Source organism: Hymenobacter volaticus (assembly GCF_022921055.1).
GTDB lineage: Bacteria > Bacteroidota > Bacteroidia > Cytophagales > Hymenobacteraceae > Hymenobacter > Hymenobacter volaticus.
The window spans coordinates 33,735-50,216 of record NZ_CP095064.1 but is presented as its reverse complement, the minus strand read 5'-3'; the positions used below and the strand labels follow the sequence as shown (position 1 = coordinate 50,216).

Sequence of the window (16,482 nt, the reverse complement as noted above, 5' to 3'; positions counted from 1 at the left end):
TAACATGTTCCTCACGCAGGTAAGATGGCTGTGAACATAGAGCCGAGGTCGAGGGTTTTCTTCGCTGAGTATAAGACCACCCCTATGCCGTCGACAGGCTGGTGCAAGTAGCGGAACAAGTGGAAGAGTTGGTCTTGCTGGTCCTGCCGCAAGCCTAGACGCTCATGACCAGCCGACCGGGCTCGAGCCGGCTGCACACGTGCACGACCGGGATCAGCGAAGCCGACCAGTCAACTGCCGCTCGCTAGGAGCGGGGCAAAAGCGCTTGGGCATAAGTCACAGACCCAAAACCCACGGAAGTTCGACGCGCTGAGCCGACCGAAGTATCTCTACCACGCAAGTATTATGCGGTAGTGATGCTTCGGCCCGCTCAGCCCATCCTTTTTTTGCTTTGTAAACACATGAGCTTGACTCCAGCAAACATATTTTGGCCGCGTTCCAACGCTACTTTTCTGTGTTGTACTTGCGCAGATACTCGCGCACTTTTAGGCCGGATTCTTTCAAGTCTTCATCCTTCCAGTGCCCGGTGGCGCTGGCCGTTTTTTTGAGAATAGAGCAGGTTTCGTCTTTGTCCGATACCGACCAGGTAATCCAGCTTAGGCGGTTGGCTTCCATCCAGTCGATGTATTCTTGCCAGGCCGCGTAGTTGAGCGGGCCGTCGCCAGATGCCTCCATGCCCGCCGACTCGGAAATGAAAATCGGGAGGCCGCTTTTAAGGGCCTCGTCAGTGCGGTCACGCAGGGCTTTTTGATGCGTGGCGGCGTAGAAATGCATCGTGTACATCAAGTTCTGCTGGCCCTTGATGGGGTTGGCAGCAGGCAGGTTGACGTCCTGGTCCCAGTGGGGTGAGCCGACCAGAATGATATTGTCGGGGTCGTTCTGACGAATCACTTTGATAACTTCTTCTGCGTAGGCTTTCACCTCGTCCCAGGTCTCGTCGTCCGGCTCGTTGAACACCTCATAAATGACGTTGGGGTGCTGGCCGTACTTCTTGGATACTTCCCCGAAAAAGGCCTTGGCTTCCGCTAGGTTGACGTTGTGGCTGTGCCAGTCCACGATAACGTAGAGGTTGGCCTTGATGGCGCCATCAATCACCGCCGTGATGCGCTCTTTCGAGAAGGCCGGGTCTTTCAGGTAGCTCCGCTCACCTACTTCGATACCCATGGCGGCGCGCACCACGTTGCAGTTGAAATCCGCTTGCAGCCACTGCACGGCCCGCTCGTTGTAGAAGCGCGGCCACAAGCTGTGCCAGCCGAAGCTCAGTCCGCGCAGCACGACGGGCGCCCCGTTCTTATCTACGAGTTGGGTGCCTTTCACGCTGAGCTGTCCGTGCTTGCTCACGAATTTCGGCTTCTTGCTAGCGGCCGCTACAGCTACCGGGAAGTGGCCGGGTTGCTGACGCGCCGCCGCGGGCAGCAGCATAGCGCCTAAGCATGAAAGCGCAATAATTTTTTGGAAGCCCCACATGGATTTCATTGTTACTTAACGGGATAAACGCGAGCCGCCCAGCCACCGCCGGGGCTGAGGGCAATTTTCAGTTGGTCTTTCGCCGACAATCTCACTGTCTCGCGCACGTAGTCGGTAGCGTCACGGTCGGCATTCACGCCATCCCGAAAAATCACGGCTTCGTAGCTGCCCTCGCCGAGGAATGAGCAGTCCAGGGTTATTTCGCGAGCGTTCCAGTTGCTCATGGCGCCCACGTACCAAGTATCGGCCTTCTTGCGGGCTAGGGCCACGTACTCGCCGACTTTGCCGTCGAGGGCCACCGTTTGGTCGAAGGTGGTGGGCACCTGGGCGATGAAATCGGTGCTTTCCGGTTCCCTTTTGTAGGCCGTGGGGCTGTCCGACAGCATCTGGAGCGGGGCCTCAAATACCACGTACATGGCCAACTGGTGGCAGCGCGTGCCCTGGCTCATAGGCAAGGTATGGCTGAGGTGGTATTCCGCTTTGGTGGCATTGCGCATGGCGCCGGGCGTGTAGTCCATGGGCCCGGCCATCATCCGGATGAAGGGCAGGGTCACGTCGTAGCGCGGCACGTCGTCGTCGGGTGTCCACTTAGAGTTTTCGAGGCCCTTTACGCCTTCGTAGCCGATCACGTTGGGGTAAGTGCGCTGCAGCCCATCAGGCTTGTGCATGCCGTGGAAGTCTACCAGCAGCTGGTAGTCGGCGGCTTTGCGGGCCAGCTCGTAGGAGGAGCGAACCATCTTCTGATCATCGCGGTCTAGAAAGTCTATCTTAAAGCCCTTTACGCCCATGGCCGCGTATTGTCGGTAGGCCTCGTCCATTTTTTCGGTGAGCGAGCGCCAGTTGGCCCACAGAATGAGACCCACGTTCCGCTGCTTGCCATAAGCGATGAGCTCGGCTAGGTCGATCTTCGGGGAAATTTTCAGAAAGTCAGTCTCCTCCGACCAGCCCTCATCCAGAATGACATACTCGAGCTTGTTGGCCGCGGCAAAGTCGATGTAGTACTTGTAGGTAGGCGTGTTTAGTCCGGCCCGGAAGTTGACGTGCGTAATGTTCCAGTCGTTCCACCAGTCCCAAGCCACTTTGCCAGGTCTTATCCAGCTCACGTCCTTCACCCGCGATGGCGACGCCAGCTTGTATACCATGTCGTTGTCGGCCAGCTGCTTGTCTTCCGAGCTAATGACCACGGCCCGCCACGGGAACGTGCGCGAGCCCCGGGTCCGGGCGATGTAGTTTTCGCGGCGCGGCACCACCAGTTGAATGTTATGGAAGCCACCGGCCTTTTCCTCGGCGGGGTAGCGGGCAAAGTCGCCGTGCAGGCTGGTAGCCGGCACCTCATTGCTTTCAAGGAACATGCCGGGATAGTCTTCCACGTCGGCTTCCAGAATCACCGCCTTTTTTTGCTCGCCCACGGCTACCAGCGCCGGCAGAAAAGCTAGCGAGTCCTTTTTTGCACGCGACAGTTTTTGGACCGAATACAAGCTCTCAAACGACGACATATAAGGGTCAGTCGGCACCCGTAGGTCACGCACGAACGGGATTAGCGTCTCGTAATCCTGGGCAAAGTTGAAGGTCGCCTGCTCAGTAAGCACCGTCAGTGCACCTTTCCGGCTCGTGAAAAAGCGGTATGCCACGCCGTCATTATAGGCCCTGGCAACCAGGCCATAGCCGCCTTTCAGCGTCAACGTTAGCTGATTGTACTGGTCAGCAATTTGGCTTCTCTTGTAAAATGGCGACGCAATGGTGGTTTTTACGGCAACCGTTTTAAAGCCGCTCACTACAGAATTTTTGCCAAGCACTTCCCCGTCGGCCAGCACCAGCGAGATTTCCGAAGGCGTGATAACAGCCGTAGTTTCGTGCTGCACCGACCAGCGCAGGGTGGGGCCGGTTTGTACCAGCAGGTCCAGCTTGCCGTCAGGCGACTTCAGGTGGTAATCAGAGCTTCGCTGGGCGTGCCCAACAAAGCTGGATAAGGCAAAGAGACCTAAGAGTGGGAGGCGGGAGAGCATAGTAGTGCGGCAAGGCCAGTAAGCATAAGCGCGAACGGTAAGGGCATGATGCCTAGCAAAATTGCTTAAGCAATGCCAATAAACAACATTTGAATCAAATGTGGTGACCCTCATTCATTACATCTAGGTATCGATTTACACATAATAGCAGCATCCCTAACTAAGATATAAAAGCTTGCTAATTAACATGTTGCAGTAGCAATTGTGTTATTTTTTCCGCAGTTTCCGATATTTTAATACAAATAAATGATATAATATCATTATACAATAAGCAAAAAACTATCGCACCTTTGGCCTTCTACCTCTCACCTAATATTATCAGCAATGAGAGCCTTCTTACCGCCTGCCCGTGTGCTGCCTTGCAGCCCTACCGCAGCTTTTGTTCAACTCCAGGTTGGGCAAAGCTTCGTGCCCCCTGCCACGGGGGTGCCCCTACCCGGAGCAGCCAGCCTAGTGAAGAGCATTACTAAGGGGACAAGTGCCGGTGCCAACAACTGTCTTTCCTCGGCTAAGGCTACTAGTCAATGTTACTACTTTGGTAATAAGCTCAGGATGAGTTAAAACCTAGGAAATGCCCAATGTAACGCAAACTAACTTTCGCAACTTCTTGGATGCTAATGGCTAGATGCTGGATGATGTGAAATCGGCAGCAAGTGTTACTAAGGCTCAATCCATGCAAGTGACCTCTTCTAATCCGTACAAATCCTACAAGGCCTAGTGGCAGGCCTCGACATTACGTCTAACAGTGGCCAGCCGGGCTCAGGCACCCGCATTCAGGTACGGGAGAGTAGGCATCATCAATAAAAGAAGCCCGCTGTGCGTGCAGGACGGCGGGCAGGACAGCGACATCAGCTTTTTGCTTTAATACCGGCTGCCACCAGTTGAAGTGGCTACCTGTGCCCACGCGTAATGCATTACGGGTAACGTCGGAAATACTATTCCTTGCTGCCAATTGCACTGCAATGATTTGAAAAATAGAGCTTAATGCAAGGCCTTAGTGGTTAAGCCAGCTCTCCGTCTGTGTCACAATCGGCCGCATTCCAGAACTGTTGCGTCAGCAGTAATGGTCGAATGCGGCTGGTTATGAGTTGCAGCACATGATGTGCGACTCAGCCCCTTCTTTCTTCAACCAGCTTTCCCGCTTTTTCATTTGTGCATCAATTTTCCACCATTTTTTTAGGTTTCGCGGGCCTTTTGTCTTTGCTGTCTTTGCCGCCGGCAGTAGCACAGCAAGCCGCAACTGCTCCTGGCTTAGCTAGCAACAAAACCATTCAGCCGATTCTCACGGGCTGGCGCTTTCGCCAAGCAGGCAAAGACAACTGGGCTCCGGCTACAGTACCCGGCTGCGTACACACGGATCTATTGGCTACCAAGCAGATAGAAGACCCGCTGTACCGCGACAACGAAATGAAGCTACAGTGGATAGGCCACACCGATTGGGACTACGAAACAACCTTCGACGTGACGCCAGCTATGCTCCAGCGTCAGCACTTAGAACTGGTCTTCAAGGGGCTTGATACCTACACGGATGTCACGCTCAACGACCAAGCCATTTTGCACACCGACAATATGTTTCGGGAATGGCGCATTGAAGCTAAGCCTCAGCTGAAGGTTGGAACCAACCGCTTACTGGTACACTTCCGCTCACCGCTGAATGAGGTAGCCGGCCTACCTCAGAAGTATGGCTACAATCTATTTGCTATTAACGATGAACAGGCCATGGGAATCGTGGGCGAGAAAGGCCCGGTGCTAAGCCCTTACACCCGCAAAGCACCCTACCATTATGGATGGGACTGGGGACCTAGGTTTATTACCTCCGGCATTTGGCAGCCGGTACAGCTCGAAGCCTGGGACGCCGCCAAAATCACCGATTTTCACGTAGTGCAGCGCCAATTAAGCCCCCAAGCCGCGCAGCTTAGCCTAGTTCTGACGTACGAAGGCGCGGCCGCCGCTAGCGGCCCCGCAACCTTGGTAGTTGAAACAACCAGCCCGGATGGGAAGCCCGGCCCTCGGGTTGAGCAGGCCGTAACCTTGCAACCCAACCGCCACGCCTTAACGGCCGACTTGCGCTTACCTAGCCCGCAATTATGGTACCCAGCTGGCTACGGCGCCCAGCCGCTTTACTCCTTTACCGCTCACTTGGTGCAGAGCGGCAAGCCCCTTGACGACGCGCGTACGCGCATTGGTTTGCGCACCGTGGAGCTACGCCGCGAAAAGGATGCGTATGGCAAATCCTTCGAGTTTGTGGTAAATGGCATTCCGATTTTTGCCAAGGGCGTGAACTGGATTCCCGCCGACATTTTCCAGACGCGCGTCACCAATCAGCGCTACCACCGGCTGCTGCAAGCCGCCAAGGACTGCAACATGAACATGGTGCGCGTATGGGGCGGCGGCATCTACGAGAATCAATATTTCTACGACACCTGCGACGAAATGGGCTTGCTGGTGTGGCAGGACTTTCTGTTTGCCTGCTCGTTCTACCCCGGGGACGAGGCCTTCAACAACAACGTGCGCGAGGAAGTCACCTACCAAGTGCGCCGTCTGCGCGACCACCCAAGCATTGCTATTTGGGTGGGCAACAACGAGAACGAAGTTGCCTGGCAGCAGTGGGGCGTGCCCGAAAAAATGGGCGTGCACAAGCTGGAAGTGTGGAGCAACTACCTCAAGCTCTACCGCGACCTGATTCCGACGGTGCTGAAGACGGAAGACCCTAGCCGGCCTTACCTGTCATCGAGCCCCTCGGCCGACTTCGAAGACATGGCCGGTTCGCAAACCAACGGCGACATGCATTATTGGGACGTGTGGGGCGGTACGGCGCCCATCGCCAACTATGAAAAGCAGGTGCCCCGCTTTATGAGCGAGTACGGCTTTCAGTCATTCCCGGAGCTGAAATCCGTGGCCCAGTTCACCTTGCCCGCCGACCACGACATCGCCTCCCCCGTGATGAAGGAGCACCAGCGTAGCGCCGTGGGTAATCCGCGCCTGAAAGAGTATTTGCTGCGCGACTACAAACAACCCAAGGACTTCGCCTCCTTTCTGTACGTGAGCCAAGTGCTGCAAGCCCAGGCCATTAAGCTCAGCGCCGAGCACCTGCGCCGCAGCCGTCCTCGCACGATGGGTTCGATGTACTGGCAGCTGGACGACTGTTGGGGCGTGGCCTCGTGGTCGAGTATCGACTATTACGGGCGCTGGAAAGCGCTGCAGTACTACGCCAAGCGCTTCTACGCGCCCGTGCTGGTGAGCCCTCACGAAGAAGGCGACCAAGTGCGCTTCTACGTGGTGTCGGACCGCACCACAGCTACGCCCGCCAGCTTGCAAGTACGCTTGCTTGACCTTAACGGGAAGGTACTGCACAAGCAAACTGCCTCCGTGCAAGTAGCCCCGCTAACTAGCCAGGCGTACCTCGATATTCCGAAGGCCACGCTGCTCAACGGCCATGACCCCAAGCGCGTGGTGCTGCACTGCGGATTGACGGCCGGCAACCAACCGCTTTCGACGAACACGCACTATTTCGCTTCACCCAAGGAAATGGCGCTGCCTAAAGCCACTATCACCGCCACTTGGGCCCGCACCACCGACAGCACTTACCAGGTCACCCTCAAGAGCAAGACCCTTGCACGGGAAGTATGGCTGTCCCTGAGCCAAGGCGACGGCTTTTTTGAAGACAACTATTTCGACTTGCTGCCCGGGGAAACCAAAACTTTGACTTTTAAAAGCGAAGGCGAAACCTCGCCCAACGAACTCCGCAAGCGCCTAGTGGTGCGCACTCTAGCCGACGCGTTCTAAAGTGCCTAATGGCTTACCGAGTAGCCTTCCCCAATAGGAGCAGCACACTGCCCTGGAAGCGACCCGCAAGTCGGTAGAACAACTAAAGAATGAGAAGAACCCCCGAACCTTAACCCTCGACATGGTAAAGCAGCTGCTCGCATTAGACTCCGCCGAAGCCCAATAGCCAGCCGAGGGGCTGACCAGCTACCCCGCTTTGAAGCGCGAGTGGCCGAGATCTAGAAGTCAGCTGCTGGCCAATAGCTTTCACCCGAAGCAGGCCCCCGCGTAGTTCCGTTGCCCATCGTATGTCTTTCCTTTTTATGTACCTCAGCAACCCTAAGAAACTGCTAATGATGCTAACCGCCAGCCTAGGCTCGACGGCTCACGCAACGGTGCGCCTGCCGGCGCTGGTGGGCAACCACATGGTTGTGCAGCGCGACGTGCCGGTGCCCGTGTGGGGCTGGGCGGCGTCCGGCGAGCAGGTAGGGGTAACCTTCCGGGGGCACAGCTACTCAGCCACTCCCAATGCGGCGGGACGGTGGCAGGTAACCCTACCCGCCACGCCGGCTGGTGGGCCGTACACGATTACTATCAAAGGGCAGAATACGCTCACGGTGGAAGATGTGCTGGTAGGCGACGTGTGGCTAGCTTCCGGTCAGTCGAACATGGAGCTGCCGCTGCGCGACAAAAACGCCCCGGCCCCTGGGGCGTACCCCCTGATTCTGAATGCCGAACAGGAAGTAGCCATGGCCAACTTCCCGCAGATCCGGCAGTTTACGGTGCAGAAAGTGGTGGCGTATCAGCCCCAAAAAGAGAGCGAAGGCTATAGTTGGCAGGTGTGCAGCCCCGCCACCGCCGGTAGCTTCTCGGCCGTGGCGTACTTTTTTGCCCGCGACTTGCACCAGCACTATCACGTGCCGATTGGGATAATCAGCAGCCCCTGGGGCGGTACGCCGGCCGAAGCTTGGGTGAGTGCCGAATCCCTGCGTCAGCTGCCCGATTTCCAAGCCCCACTAGCCGCTTTAACGCAGCGCCCGGCTCGCCCGGCTACGCCCGAGAAAGATGCTCAAATTACGCCTACCGTGCTCTACAACGGCATGATAGCGCCCTTGCACCCCTACGCGCTGAAGGGGGTTATCTGGTACCAGGGTGAAAGCAACACCGGCCGGGGCGCGCAGTATCGCACCCTGTTTCCAGCCCTTATCCGTGATTGGCGCGCCCATTGGGGAGTTGAGTTGCCCTTCTTGTTTGTGCAGCTCGCCAACTTCACTAAAACTCTACCCTTGCCCGGCCCTTCCGACTGGGCCGAAGTGCGCGAAGCCCAGGCGCTGGCGCTGGCCCTACCCCGCACGGGCATGGCCGTGGCCATCGACCTAGGCGACCCCGACGACATTCACCCCGCCAATAAGCAGGACGTGGGTCACCGCCTAGCGCTGGTAGCACGCCAAGTGGCGTACGGCGATAAGAAAATAGTAGCCACCGGCCCCACTTTCCAACGCATGCGCGTGGACGATAAGCAGGTGCGCCTGACGTTCGGCAACACGGGCTCGGGCCTGATGCTGAGAAGCGGAACCACGACGCTCAGTGGCTTTGCCGTAGCCGGGCTTGATGGGCAGTTTCATTGGGCCGCCGCGACACTTGCCGGTCCAACCAAAGTGGTGTTGACTTGCGCGGCCGTACCGGTGCCAGTAGCCGTGCGCTATAGCTGGGCCAACAACCCCCTGGGCAACCTCTACAACCGCGAAGGCCTGCCGGCGGTGCCGTTCCGTACCGATGTGCCAACGGGCGCGGCCAGCAAACTCTAGCTTCTTTACGATGCGTTCTCTGCTTTCTCACCTGAAATACGTCGCCGCCGTGCTACTGGTTCTGTCGCTGCCTACGTTGGCAGCACAGCCGCCCAAGCCGACTACCTTCTATGCAGCCGACAACCAGAATATTCAGTACACTGGGCGCATCGATTTCAGCGACGTCAAAAAGCCCCGCTGCTGGGCGCCAGGGGCGTACTTCACCGCTCGGTTTGCGGGACCGTCCTGCGCAGTGGTCGTCAACGATGAGATGCTGTGGGGCAAGCACAATTACCTGGAAGTGGTAGTAGACGGCAAGCTGTCACGCCTACTCTTAACGGGGAAAGAAAACACGGTGACCGTAGCCGAGAATCTACCCGGCCAGGTCCACACGCTCACGGTGTGCAAAAACACTGAATCGAACATCGGCTACCTGGAGTTTGTGGGCCTGCACTGCGCCCAGCTGCTTCCCCCGGCGGCCCGGCCTACGCGGCGCATCGAGTTTATCGGCAACTCCATCACCTGTGGCACGGGCAGCGATGAATCGGTGGTGCCGTGCGGGAAGGGGCAATGGCAAGATCAGCACAATGCCTACCAGGCGTATGGCCCTACCACCGCCCGGGCCCTAAGCGCCGAGTGGCAGCTAACCGCAGTATCGGGCATCGGCCTGATGCACAGTTGCTGCGACTTACCGCTGGTTATGCCCCAGGTATACGATAAAATCAACCTGCGCGAGAACCTGCTGCCGTGGGACTTCCGCCGCTACCAGCCCGACCTAGTCACCGTTTGCCTGGGTCAAAACGACGGGGTACAGGACTCGGCGGCGTTTTGCCGCAATTACCTATCGTTTCTGCAGAAACTGCGCCGGCACTACCCCAAGGCGCAACTGGTGTGCCTGACCAGTCCCATGGCTGACGCCCGGCTCACGACCGTGTTGCAGCGTTACTTAACGAGCGTAGTTGCGCAGGCCAACGCGACGGGCGATGCGGGGGTGCATAAGTTTTTCTTTTCGCGCAGCTATACCAGTGGCTGCGACAGCCATCCTAGCCTGGCAGAGCATCAGCTTATTGCCGCTGAGCTCATCGCCTACCTAAAGAGCAGCCTGGGGTGGTAAGCAGCATTTGCTTCTCCTTTCTCAACTATAGGAGGCGCTGGTTTTCCGGCAACTCTCCAACTAATATTTACTACATGGCACACTTCAATCAACAACACAACCTGTGGGGTATCGACCTGGGCGGCACTAAAATAGAGGGTGTCATTTTAAAGTCGGCCCAAGAACCGGAGGTCTTATTCCGGCACCGTGTACCCACGGGGGTAGCGCACGGCTACAGCCACATCCTCGGCCAGGTAGCCCAATTAGTGCAGCACCTGGAGGCGGCAGCCGGCTACCGCGCCGAGCAAGTGGGCATTGGCACGCCCGGCACGACCATCCCGAAGTCGGGGCTTATGAAGAACTGTAATGCGACGGTGCTCAACGGCCAGCCCGTGCGCGCCGACCTCGAGCAACTGCTGGGTATGCGCGTAGCCCTGGCCAACGATGCCAACTGCTTCGCCCTGGCCGAAACCCGGCTGGGCGTCGTGAAAAAGCGCTTTCCCAATGCCAAAGTGGTATTCGGCATCATCCTCGGTACCGGCGTGGGCGGCGGCCTAGTTGTGAACGGACAAATTCTGGAGGGCTACCACGGTATTGCCGGCGAGTGGGGCCACAACTACCTGAGTACGATGGGAGGGGACCTATGCTTTTGCGGTAAAACCGGTTGCACGGAAAGCATTTTGGCCGGTCCATCCTTGGAGCGGTTTTATGCCCGCCACAGCCAGCAGCCGCGTAGCCTGCCAGAAATAGTGGAACGCGCCGGCCGGGGCCACGACGCCGCCGCAAGCCAAACGATGGAGCGCCTGCTCAACTTTTTCGGGCTCGCGCTCAGCAATGTAATCAACCTTCTTGACCCCGATGTGATTGTGATTGGCGGCGGGGTAGGCAACATTGACTGTCTCTATGAAGCAGGCGTCGCTAAAATTCAGCAACACATTTTTGACCATCAGTTTGAGGCGCCGATAGTTAAACCCCTCCTCGGTGACAGCGCAGGCGTGTTTGGGGCGGCCTACTTGGTTGCGGAGCCCGTGCCAGTTCCGGCGTATGCAGCTTGAGCAATGCCGTAGGCTGCGGCCGAGCAAATACGTTGTCTTGCGGGCTTGGCCTTCGTCCATAGAGCCTAGCTAAAGTTGTCTCGTCCGTAGCCGTAAGTGAGCCCGTCGCTTTGTGGTGTTGCTTGCTGGTCTATCACCATAGTAACCTTAGTCATCGTATGCTTTTTCGGAATCTTTTCTTTATCAACTTGCTGTGCTGGGCGCACTTTTCCTTTGCACAAGCCCCCCCTGAACCGGGTAGAGAACGGTATTCAATGGATGCTCACTGGCGCTTTGCCCTGGGGCACCCCTTCGACACCAACCAGGACTTTACCAACGGCACCAGCTACTTTTCCTATTTCGCCAAGGCCGGCTACGGCGACGGAGCGGCAAGTTCCACGTTCGATGACCGGGCTTGGCGCCAGCTCGATTTGCCGCACGACTGGGCCGTCGAGCTGCCATTCGACAGCACTGCCCAGCACAGCCACGGCTACAAAGCCACTGGCCGCAACTTTCCAGCGACCAACGTGGGGTGGTATCGCAAAACGTTTACCATCCCGGCTACCGATCTTGGGCGGCAGCTGGCGCTGGAATTTGATGGCGTGTACCGCAACTCCAAGGTTTGGGTGAACGGCCACTACCTCGGCACCGAGCCCAGCGGCTATAACAGCTTCCGCTATGACATCACCGACTACGTCAACTACGGCGGCAACAACGTAGTGGCCGTGCGGGCAGATGCCACCATGCCCGAAGGCTGGTTTTACGAGGGCGCGGGCATTTACCGGCACGTATGGCTCACCAAAACCAACCCCGTGCACGTCGCCCCCAACGGTACGTGGGTCACGGCCCGGGTGGCCGCCACGACGGCCGCTATCACGGCCCGGGTTAACCTTCTGAACGAAGGAAAGAAGGCGCAAACCTGCGCGGTTACGCAAACCATCCTCGACGCCCAAGGTCGCGTGGTAGCCAGCAAAAAACAGGACGCCGTATTCCTGTCGCCGTTTCAGCCGCGAGAAATCACGCTGCAATTGCCGGTCGCCGATGCCAACCTGTGGGATTTGGCAGCGCCTTACTTGTATACGTTGCGCACGACCGTTCTTCTAGATAATCAGGAAGTGGACCGTTACGACACGCCGTTTGGCATTCGCACCGTCCGGTTTGATGCCAAAGAAGGTTTTTTCCTGAATGGCAAGCCCGTAAAACTGAAGGGTACCAACAACCATCAAGACCACGCCGGGGTAGGCACAGCCCTACCCGACGAGTTGCAGTATTTCCGCATTAAGGCGCTGAAGGCTATGGGCTCGAACGCCTACCGCTGCTCGCACCACCCGCCCACGCCCGAGCTGCTGGCGGCCTGCGACCAGCTTGGTATGCTGGTGATTGACGAGAACCGCTTAATGGGCACCAATTACCAGATGCAGGAAGACTTGCGCGACATGATCCTGCGCGACCGTAACCACCCGAGTATCATTAGCTGGTCGATTGGCAACGAGGAATGGGGCATTGAAAACAGCATCAGGGGCGCGCGCATCGCCACCACCATGCAAACCTACGTGCACAGCCTGGATTCAACGCGGCTCTGCACGGCTGGTATCAGCGGCGGTTTTCAAAGCGGCATTTCCGATGTGGTGGAAGTGATGGGCTACAACTACCTAGGCAACGGCGACGTTGACGCGCACCACCGGCGGTTTCCGGCCCAGCCGGGCATGGGCACCGAAGAAGGCTCCACGTTTGCCACCCGCGGCGAGTACGTAACCGACGCGCAAAAACACTACGCCGCCGCCTACGATCAAAAGCCCCGGCCTGCTTTCTACAGCATCGAGGAAGGATGGCGCTTCTACGCCGAGCGCCCCTATCTGGCCGGCATGTTTATCTGGACGGGCTTCGATTACCGCGGGGAAGCCACGCCTTACCGGTGGCCGTCGGTAACGTCCTACTTCGGCATGATGGACTTGTGCGGCTTCCCGAAGGATAACGCGTACTACCTCCGGTCGTGGTGGAGTCAGCAGCCGACCCTGCACTTGCTGCCGCACTGGAACTGGCCGGGTCGCGAGGGCCAGCCCATCGAGGTGTGGGCCTACAGCAATTGCGACGAAGTCGAGCTGTTTCTAAACAAGAAGAGCCTGGGCAAACAGGCTGTGCCGCGCAACTCCCACGTGGCCTGGAAAGTCAACTACGCGCCGGGCACGCTGGAAGCTTATGGTTACAAAAACGGCCGCCAGACGCTGCATGAGGTCGTCCAAACCACCGGTCAAGCCGCTGGCATTCACCTGACGCCGCATAAAGCAACCCTTAAAGCCGACGGCGAGGACCTGGCTGTGGTGACGGTGGCCGTTGCCGACCATCGCAACTTAACCGCACCGACCGCTAACGAGCAAATCACCTTTTCCGTGACTGGTCCCGCCAAGATTATCGGGGTTGGCAACGGCAACCCTACTTCGCTGGAAAAAGAGAAGTTCGTGGAAGCTATCCAAGTGGCAGCTATTCAAGGCATGCAGGAAACGCCCGTATCTGGTTTGGCGGCGGGCGTAGCGGCGAGTAAGCAGAATCAACCAGCAACTTGGCAACCCGCATTCGTAAAGCGCGACTACAAAAATCTAGCTCCCGCTTACCGCCACCAAGGTAGCTTCGAGTTGCCAGTTGATTTTGCCAAAGGCCAAGTCACATTCTTCTACAATAGCATTGGTCAGCAGCAACACCTTTATATCAACGGCCAGGAAATAGCCAAAGACCTGAAGCAAAGTGCGGAAGGCAACGTATTTCATCTGGCCCCGACCCTCTTGAAACCCGGCCGGAACACCATCGAGATAGTGGCGACTCCCCTGACGAAGGAGCACGACTGGGATGTGGTGAACACCAACCCCGGTACCATCCAGGTGCTTACCCCAGCGGCTCCCTGGAAACGCAACACGTTTAATGGCCTGGCCCAAGTGTTGATTCAAACCACTAAAGAGCCCGGCACGGTGACCCTCACTGCCACGGCAAAAGGTTTAAAAACGGCTGCGCTCAAGTTGAAAGTTGAAAAAGCAACAGCTCGTCCCGCTGTGCTTTAACCGAGAGCATAGCTTGGCCTAATTGTGAAGCAGACTCAGGTAATAAAAAACGGTCATGCTGCGACAAGTGCGGCATGACCGTTTTTTATTACCTGAGTTGTTGATAGAAACTAAGAGCACAGCGCTTAGTAGTAACTATTCAATAACCAAGACTTGTCTCCCGCTTCGATCAGCCACAATGCAGCCTGTACATGACAGTTTGTAGCGATACTCTTATGCTTCAAATGATAGCGGCAGAGCCTACTTAGTCATCAGGGTGGTATAGGTGCCGGCCTCCAGCGCAAACTGGGCCGTGCCTTTCTTCACCTTGACAGGCTTGCCTTTTTGCATGGCGCGGGCTTGGTCGGTGGTGTAAACGCGCAGCTTTTTCACCGTTGCGGGTACGCCGGTTAGCGTTGCGCGGCGAGTAGCCCCGTTGTTGACGAGGTGCACCACATAAGTGCCTTTCTGGTTGTTGCCCAGCGCCGCCGCGGCTACGTCAGGCCGGTCGGCGGTGATGGGCAGGGCCATCACGTTTTCAGGAGTAGATGCAAATTGCTTCAGGTTCCAGAAACGCTGCGTAGGTCGCAGCGGCGTGTTATCGCCGAAGATGCCGCCGCCCGCCATGGGTGAATAGTCGGCCGTGAGCTGCCACTGTAGGATAGTAAACGGCTGGCACACGGCCAGCAGCCGCATATACAAGCTGATTTCTTCCAGGGCATAAGTCGGCTCCAGAAAAATAGCTGGGTAGCCCCAGGCCTGCGCGTCGATGCTGCCCTCGCCCACAATCAGGGGGAGTCGAAGCTGCTCGGCCGCCGCCGCCCATTTTTGCAAAGTTTCGGTTTCCCAGCCTCGCCACGAATGAAACGACACGGCCCCGATGTAGGGGTGCGTGCTGGCATCCTGCAAGGCCGGCGTCATAAATTCATAGCTGTTCGCGTCCGAGTTATCCCCCAGCAACAGTTTGGTTTTCAGGCCCCGGCTAGCGAAGTACGCGCCGAGCTCTTTGATGAGCTGGGCGTGTTCCTGACCGGTCTGGCGGATGTTGATCCCAAGGTCCGACTCGTTAAAGGAAAACAGCGCCACGTCCACGGCGTACTGGTCTTTGAGGTACTGAATGTAGTCGGCAATAGATTTATAGCTGGCCGGCAACTTACTTGGTTCGAGGGGGTTGCCCCACTTGCCGTCCGGCCCGGGGCCGCTACCCCGCGCGGGGGTGCCCACTACGGCCCAGGCCGGCGCCGACCAAGCCGAGAGAATAATGGGAATACCCTGCTTGCTGAGCTTCTGTGCCATTTCCATCGACTCGCGTACGTGCGGGTGCAGCTTGCCTTGCCGGGCCGCCGCCGTGGGATCCTGGTCTTGGAGGGGCTGCCACAGTTGCCAAGGCATCTCGACCCGGCTCCAGGCCACGCGCATGTTTTGCAGCGAATAATCGATCACCTGCGGGTCGGTTTTCGGGTTTTGCAGGCGAAAATTGCCCCCAAAGCCGGCAAACGGCCGGCCGGGTTGCGCCGGGTTCAGCGTCAGGTTAATAGGTGACTGGTCGATGCTACCGGTGGCTTGGAAGGTGAACGTCTTTTGCGTTGTTTGCCCTCGCTGCGCGCTACCCGTCAGCAAAGGCAGGTAGAACCGATAGTACGGCCCTTCTCGGCCCCGTTCCTGCTTTAGTTGCACCGGCATTGGCTCGCCGAAAGTGATGGTAAGCTGCCGGGTAGGAGCCACCAAGCGGATGCTGCTGGCAGGGGTGTTTGGCAAATTTAAACTAGCGAGGGTGCCCGTAGCTAGCACGGTACCACGGGCATCCCGCACTTCTACCGCGCTGCTGGCCGGGTAGACGGCAGTGGGAGGCTGCACGCTAAAATACGCACCGCTACTGTCGGGCATACTGTTGCGGGCCGTGAGCTGTACTTGCACGCGGGCCTGGCCCGGCCCGGTATCCTGCACGGTTTCCACGAAATCGAGGCTGTCCAACTGAGTGGTGATGAGTTGCTGGTTGCCCGCCCGCGTGTATTTGGGGCGTTGGCGCTCCTTGCCGGTTTCCGTTACGTGGCCATCAACTTTTACGAGGCGTAAGCTAGTCGCAAATTCCAGTAGCTGCCCATCAGTTCGAATACCAGTGAGGTTACCCCAGGGCGCTACTTCTACCTGGGCGGCTGCTTTTTGCACGGATGTACTGAGCAGTAAAAAGGCAAAAAGTAAAGCTTGCCAAATACGGGGGGACCAGGAATATACTTGCTCACAAGAATGTCGGTTTTGTTCTGGTTGATTTATCTCTCGAGTCAAATGGCCAAGAGG

Annotated in this window: 9 protein-coding genes; 5 read left to right on the top strand and 4 right to left on the bottom strand. The window is 57.5% G+C overall.

Going from position 1 to position 16,482, the window contains the following annotated elements:
- Positions 1–11 precede the first annotated feature (11 nt).
- From MUN86_RS25800 to MUN86_RS25790, 3 genes are all read right to left on the bottom strand, one after another.
- On the bottom strand, positions 12–197 hold the full coding sequence (locus tag MUN86_RS25800) for a hypothetical protein (RefSeq protein WP_245126884.1): 186 nt from the start codon (positions 195–197) through the stop codon (positions 12–14).
- A 247-nt stretch (positions 198–444) separates the two neighbouring features.
- Positions 445–1,476: a glycoside hydrolase family 5 protein gene (locus tag MUN86_RS25795; RefSeq protein ID WP_245126883.1), complete on the bottom strand. Its 1,032-nt coding sequence runs from the start codon at positions 1,474–1,476 to the stop codon at positions 445–447.
- 2 nt (positions 1,477–1,478) lie between these two features.
- Positions 1,479–3,473: a retaining alpha-galactosidase gene (locus MUN86_RS25790; protein WP_245126882.1), complete on the bottom strand. Its 1,995-nt coding sequence runs from the start codon at positions 3,471–3,473 to the stop codon at positions 1,479–1,481.
- Positions 3,474–4,667: 1,194 nt separating this feature from the next.
- Here MUN86_RS25790 and MUN86_RS25785 point away from each other — a divergent pair.
- From MUN86_RS25785 to galA, 5 genes are all read left to right on the top strand, one after another.
- Positions 4,668–7,259, top strand: a complete 2,592-nt coding sequence (locus MUN86_RS25785; protein ID WP_245126881.1) for a beta-mannosidase — start codon at positions 4,668–4,670, stop codon at positions 7,257–7,259.
- Between the two features lie 287 nt (positions 7,260–7,546).
- A complete protein-coding gene (locus tag MUN86_RS25780; protein WP_245126880.1) occupies positions 7,547–9,046 on the top strand; it encodes a sialate O-acetylesterase in 1,500 nt (499 codons plus the stop codon).
- 10 nt (positions 9,047–9,056) lie between these two features.
- Entirely contained in the window at positions 9,057–10,139 is a 1,083-nt protein-coding gene (locus MUN86_RS25775; RefSeq protein WP_245126879.1) for an SGNH/GDSL hydrolase family protein, read from the top strand.
- A gap of 74 nt (positions 10,140–10,213) precedes the next feature.
- Complete coding sequence (locus tag MUN86_RS25770; protein ID WP_245126878.1) at positions 10,214–11,173, top strand: ROK family protein; 960 nt, start codon at positions 10,214–10,216, stop codon at positions 11,171–11,173.
- A 254-nt stretch (positions 11,174–11,427) separates the two neighbouring features.
- Positions 11,428–14,205 carry a beta-galactosidase GalA gene (gene galA / locus MUN86_RS25765; protein ID WP_245126877.1) on the top strand — a complete coding sequence of 926 codons (2,778 nt, stop codon included), beginning with the start codon at positions 11,428–11,430 and terminating at the stop codon, positions 14,203–14,205.
- Between the two features lie 240 nt (positions 14,206–14,445).
- Here galA and MUN86_RS25760 read toward each other — a convergent pair whose 3' ends face one another.
- Positions 14,446–16,353 (bottom strand): glycoside hydrolase, encoded by a 1,908-nt coding sequence (locus tag MUN86_RS25760; protein WP_245126876.1) that lies wholly within the window; start codon positions 16,351–16,353, stop codon positions 14,446–14,448.
- Between the last annotated feature and the right edge of the window lie 129 nt (positions 16,354–16,482).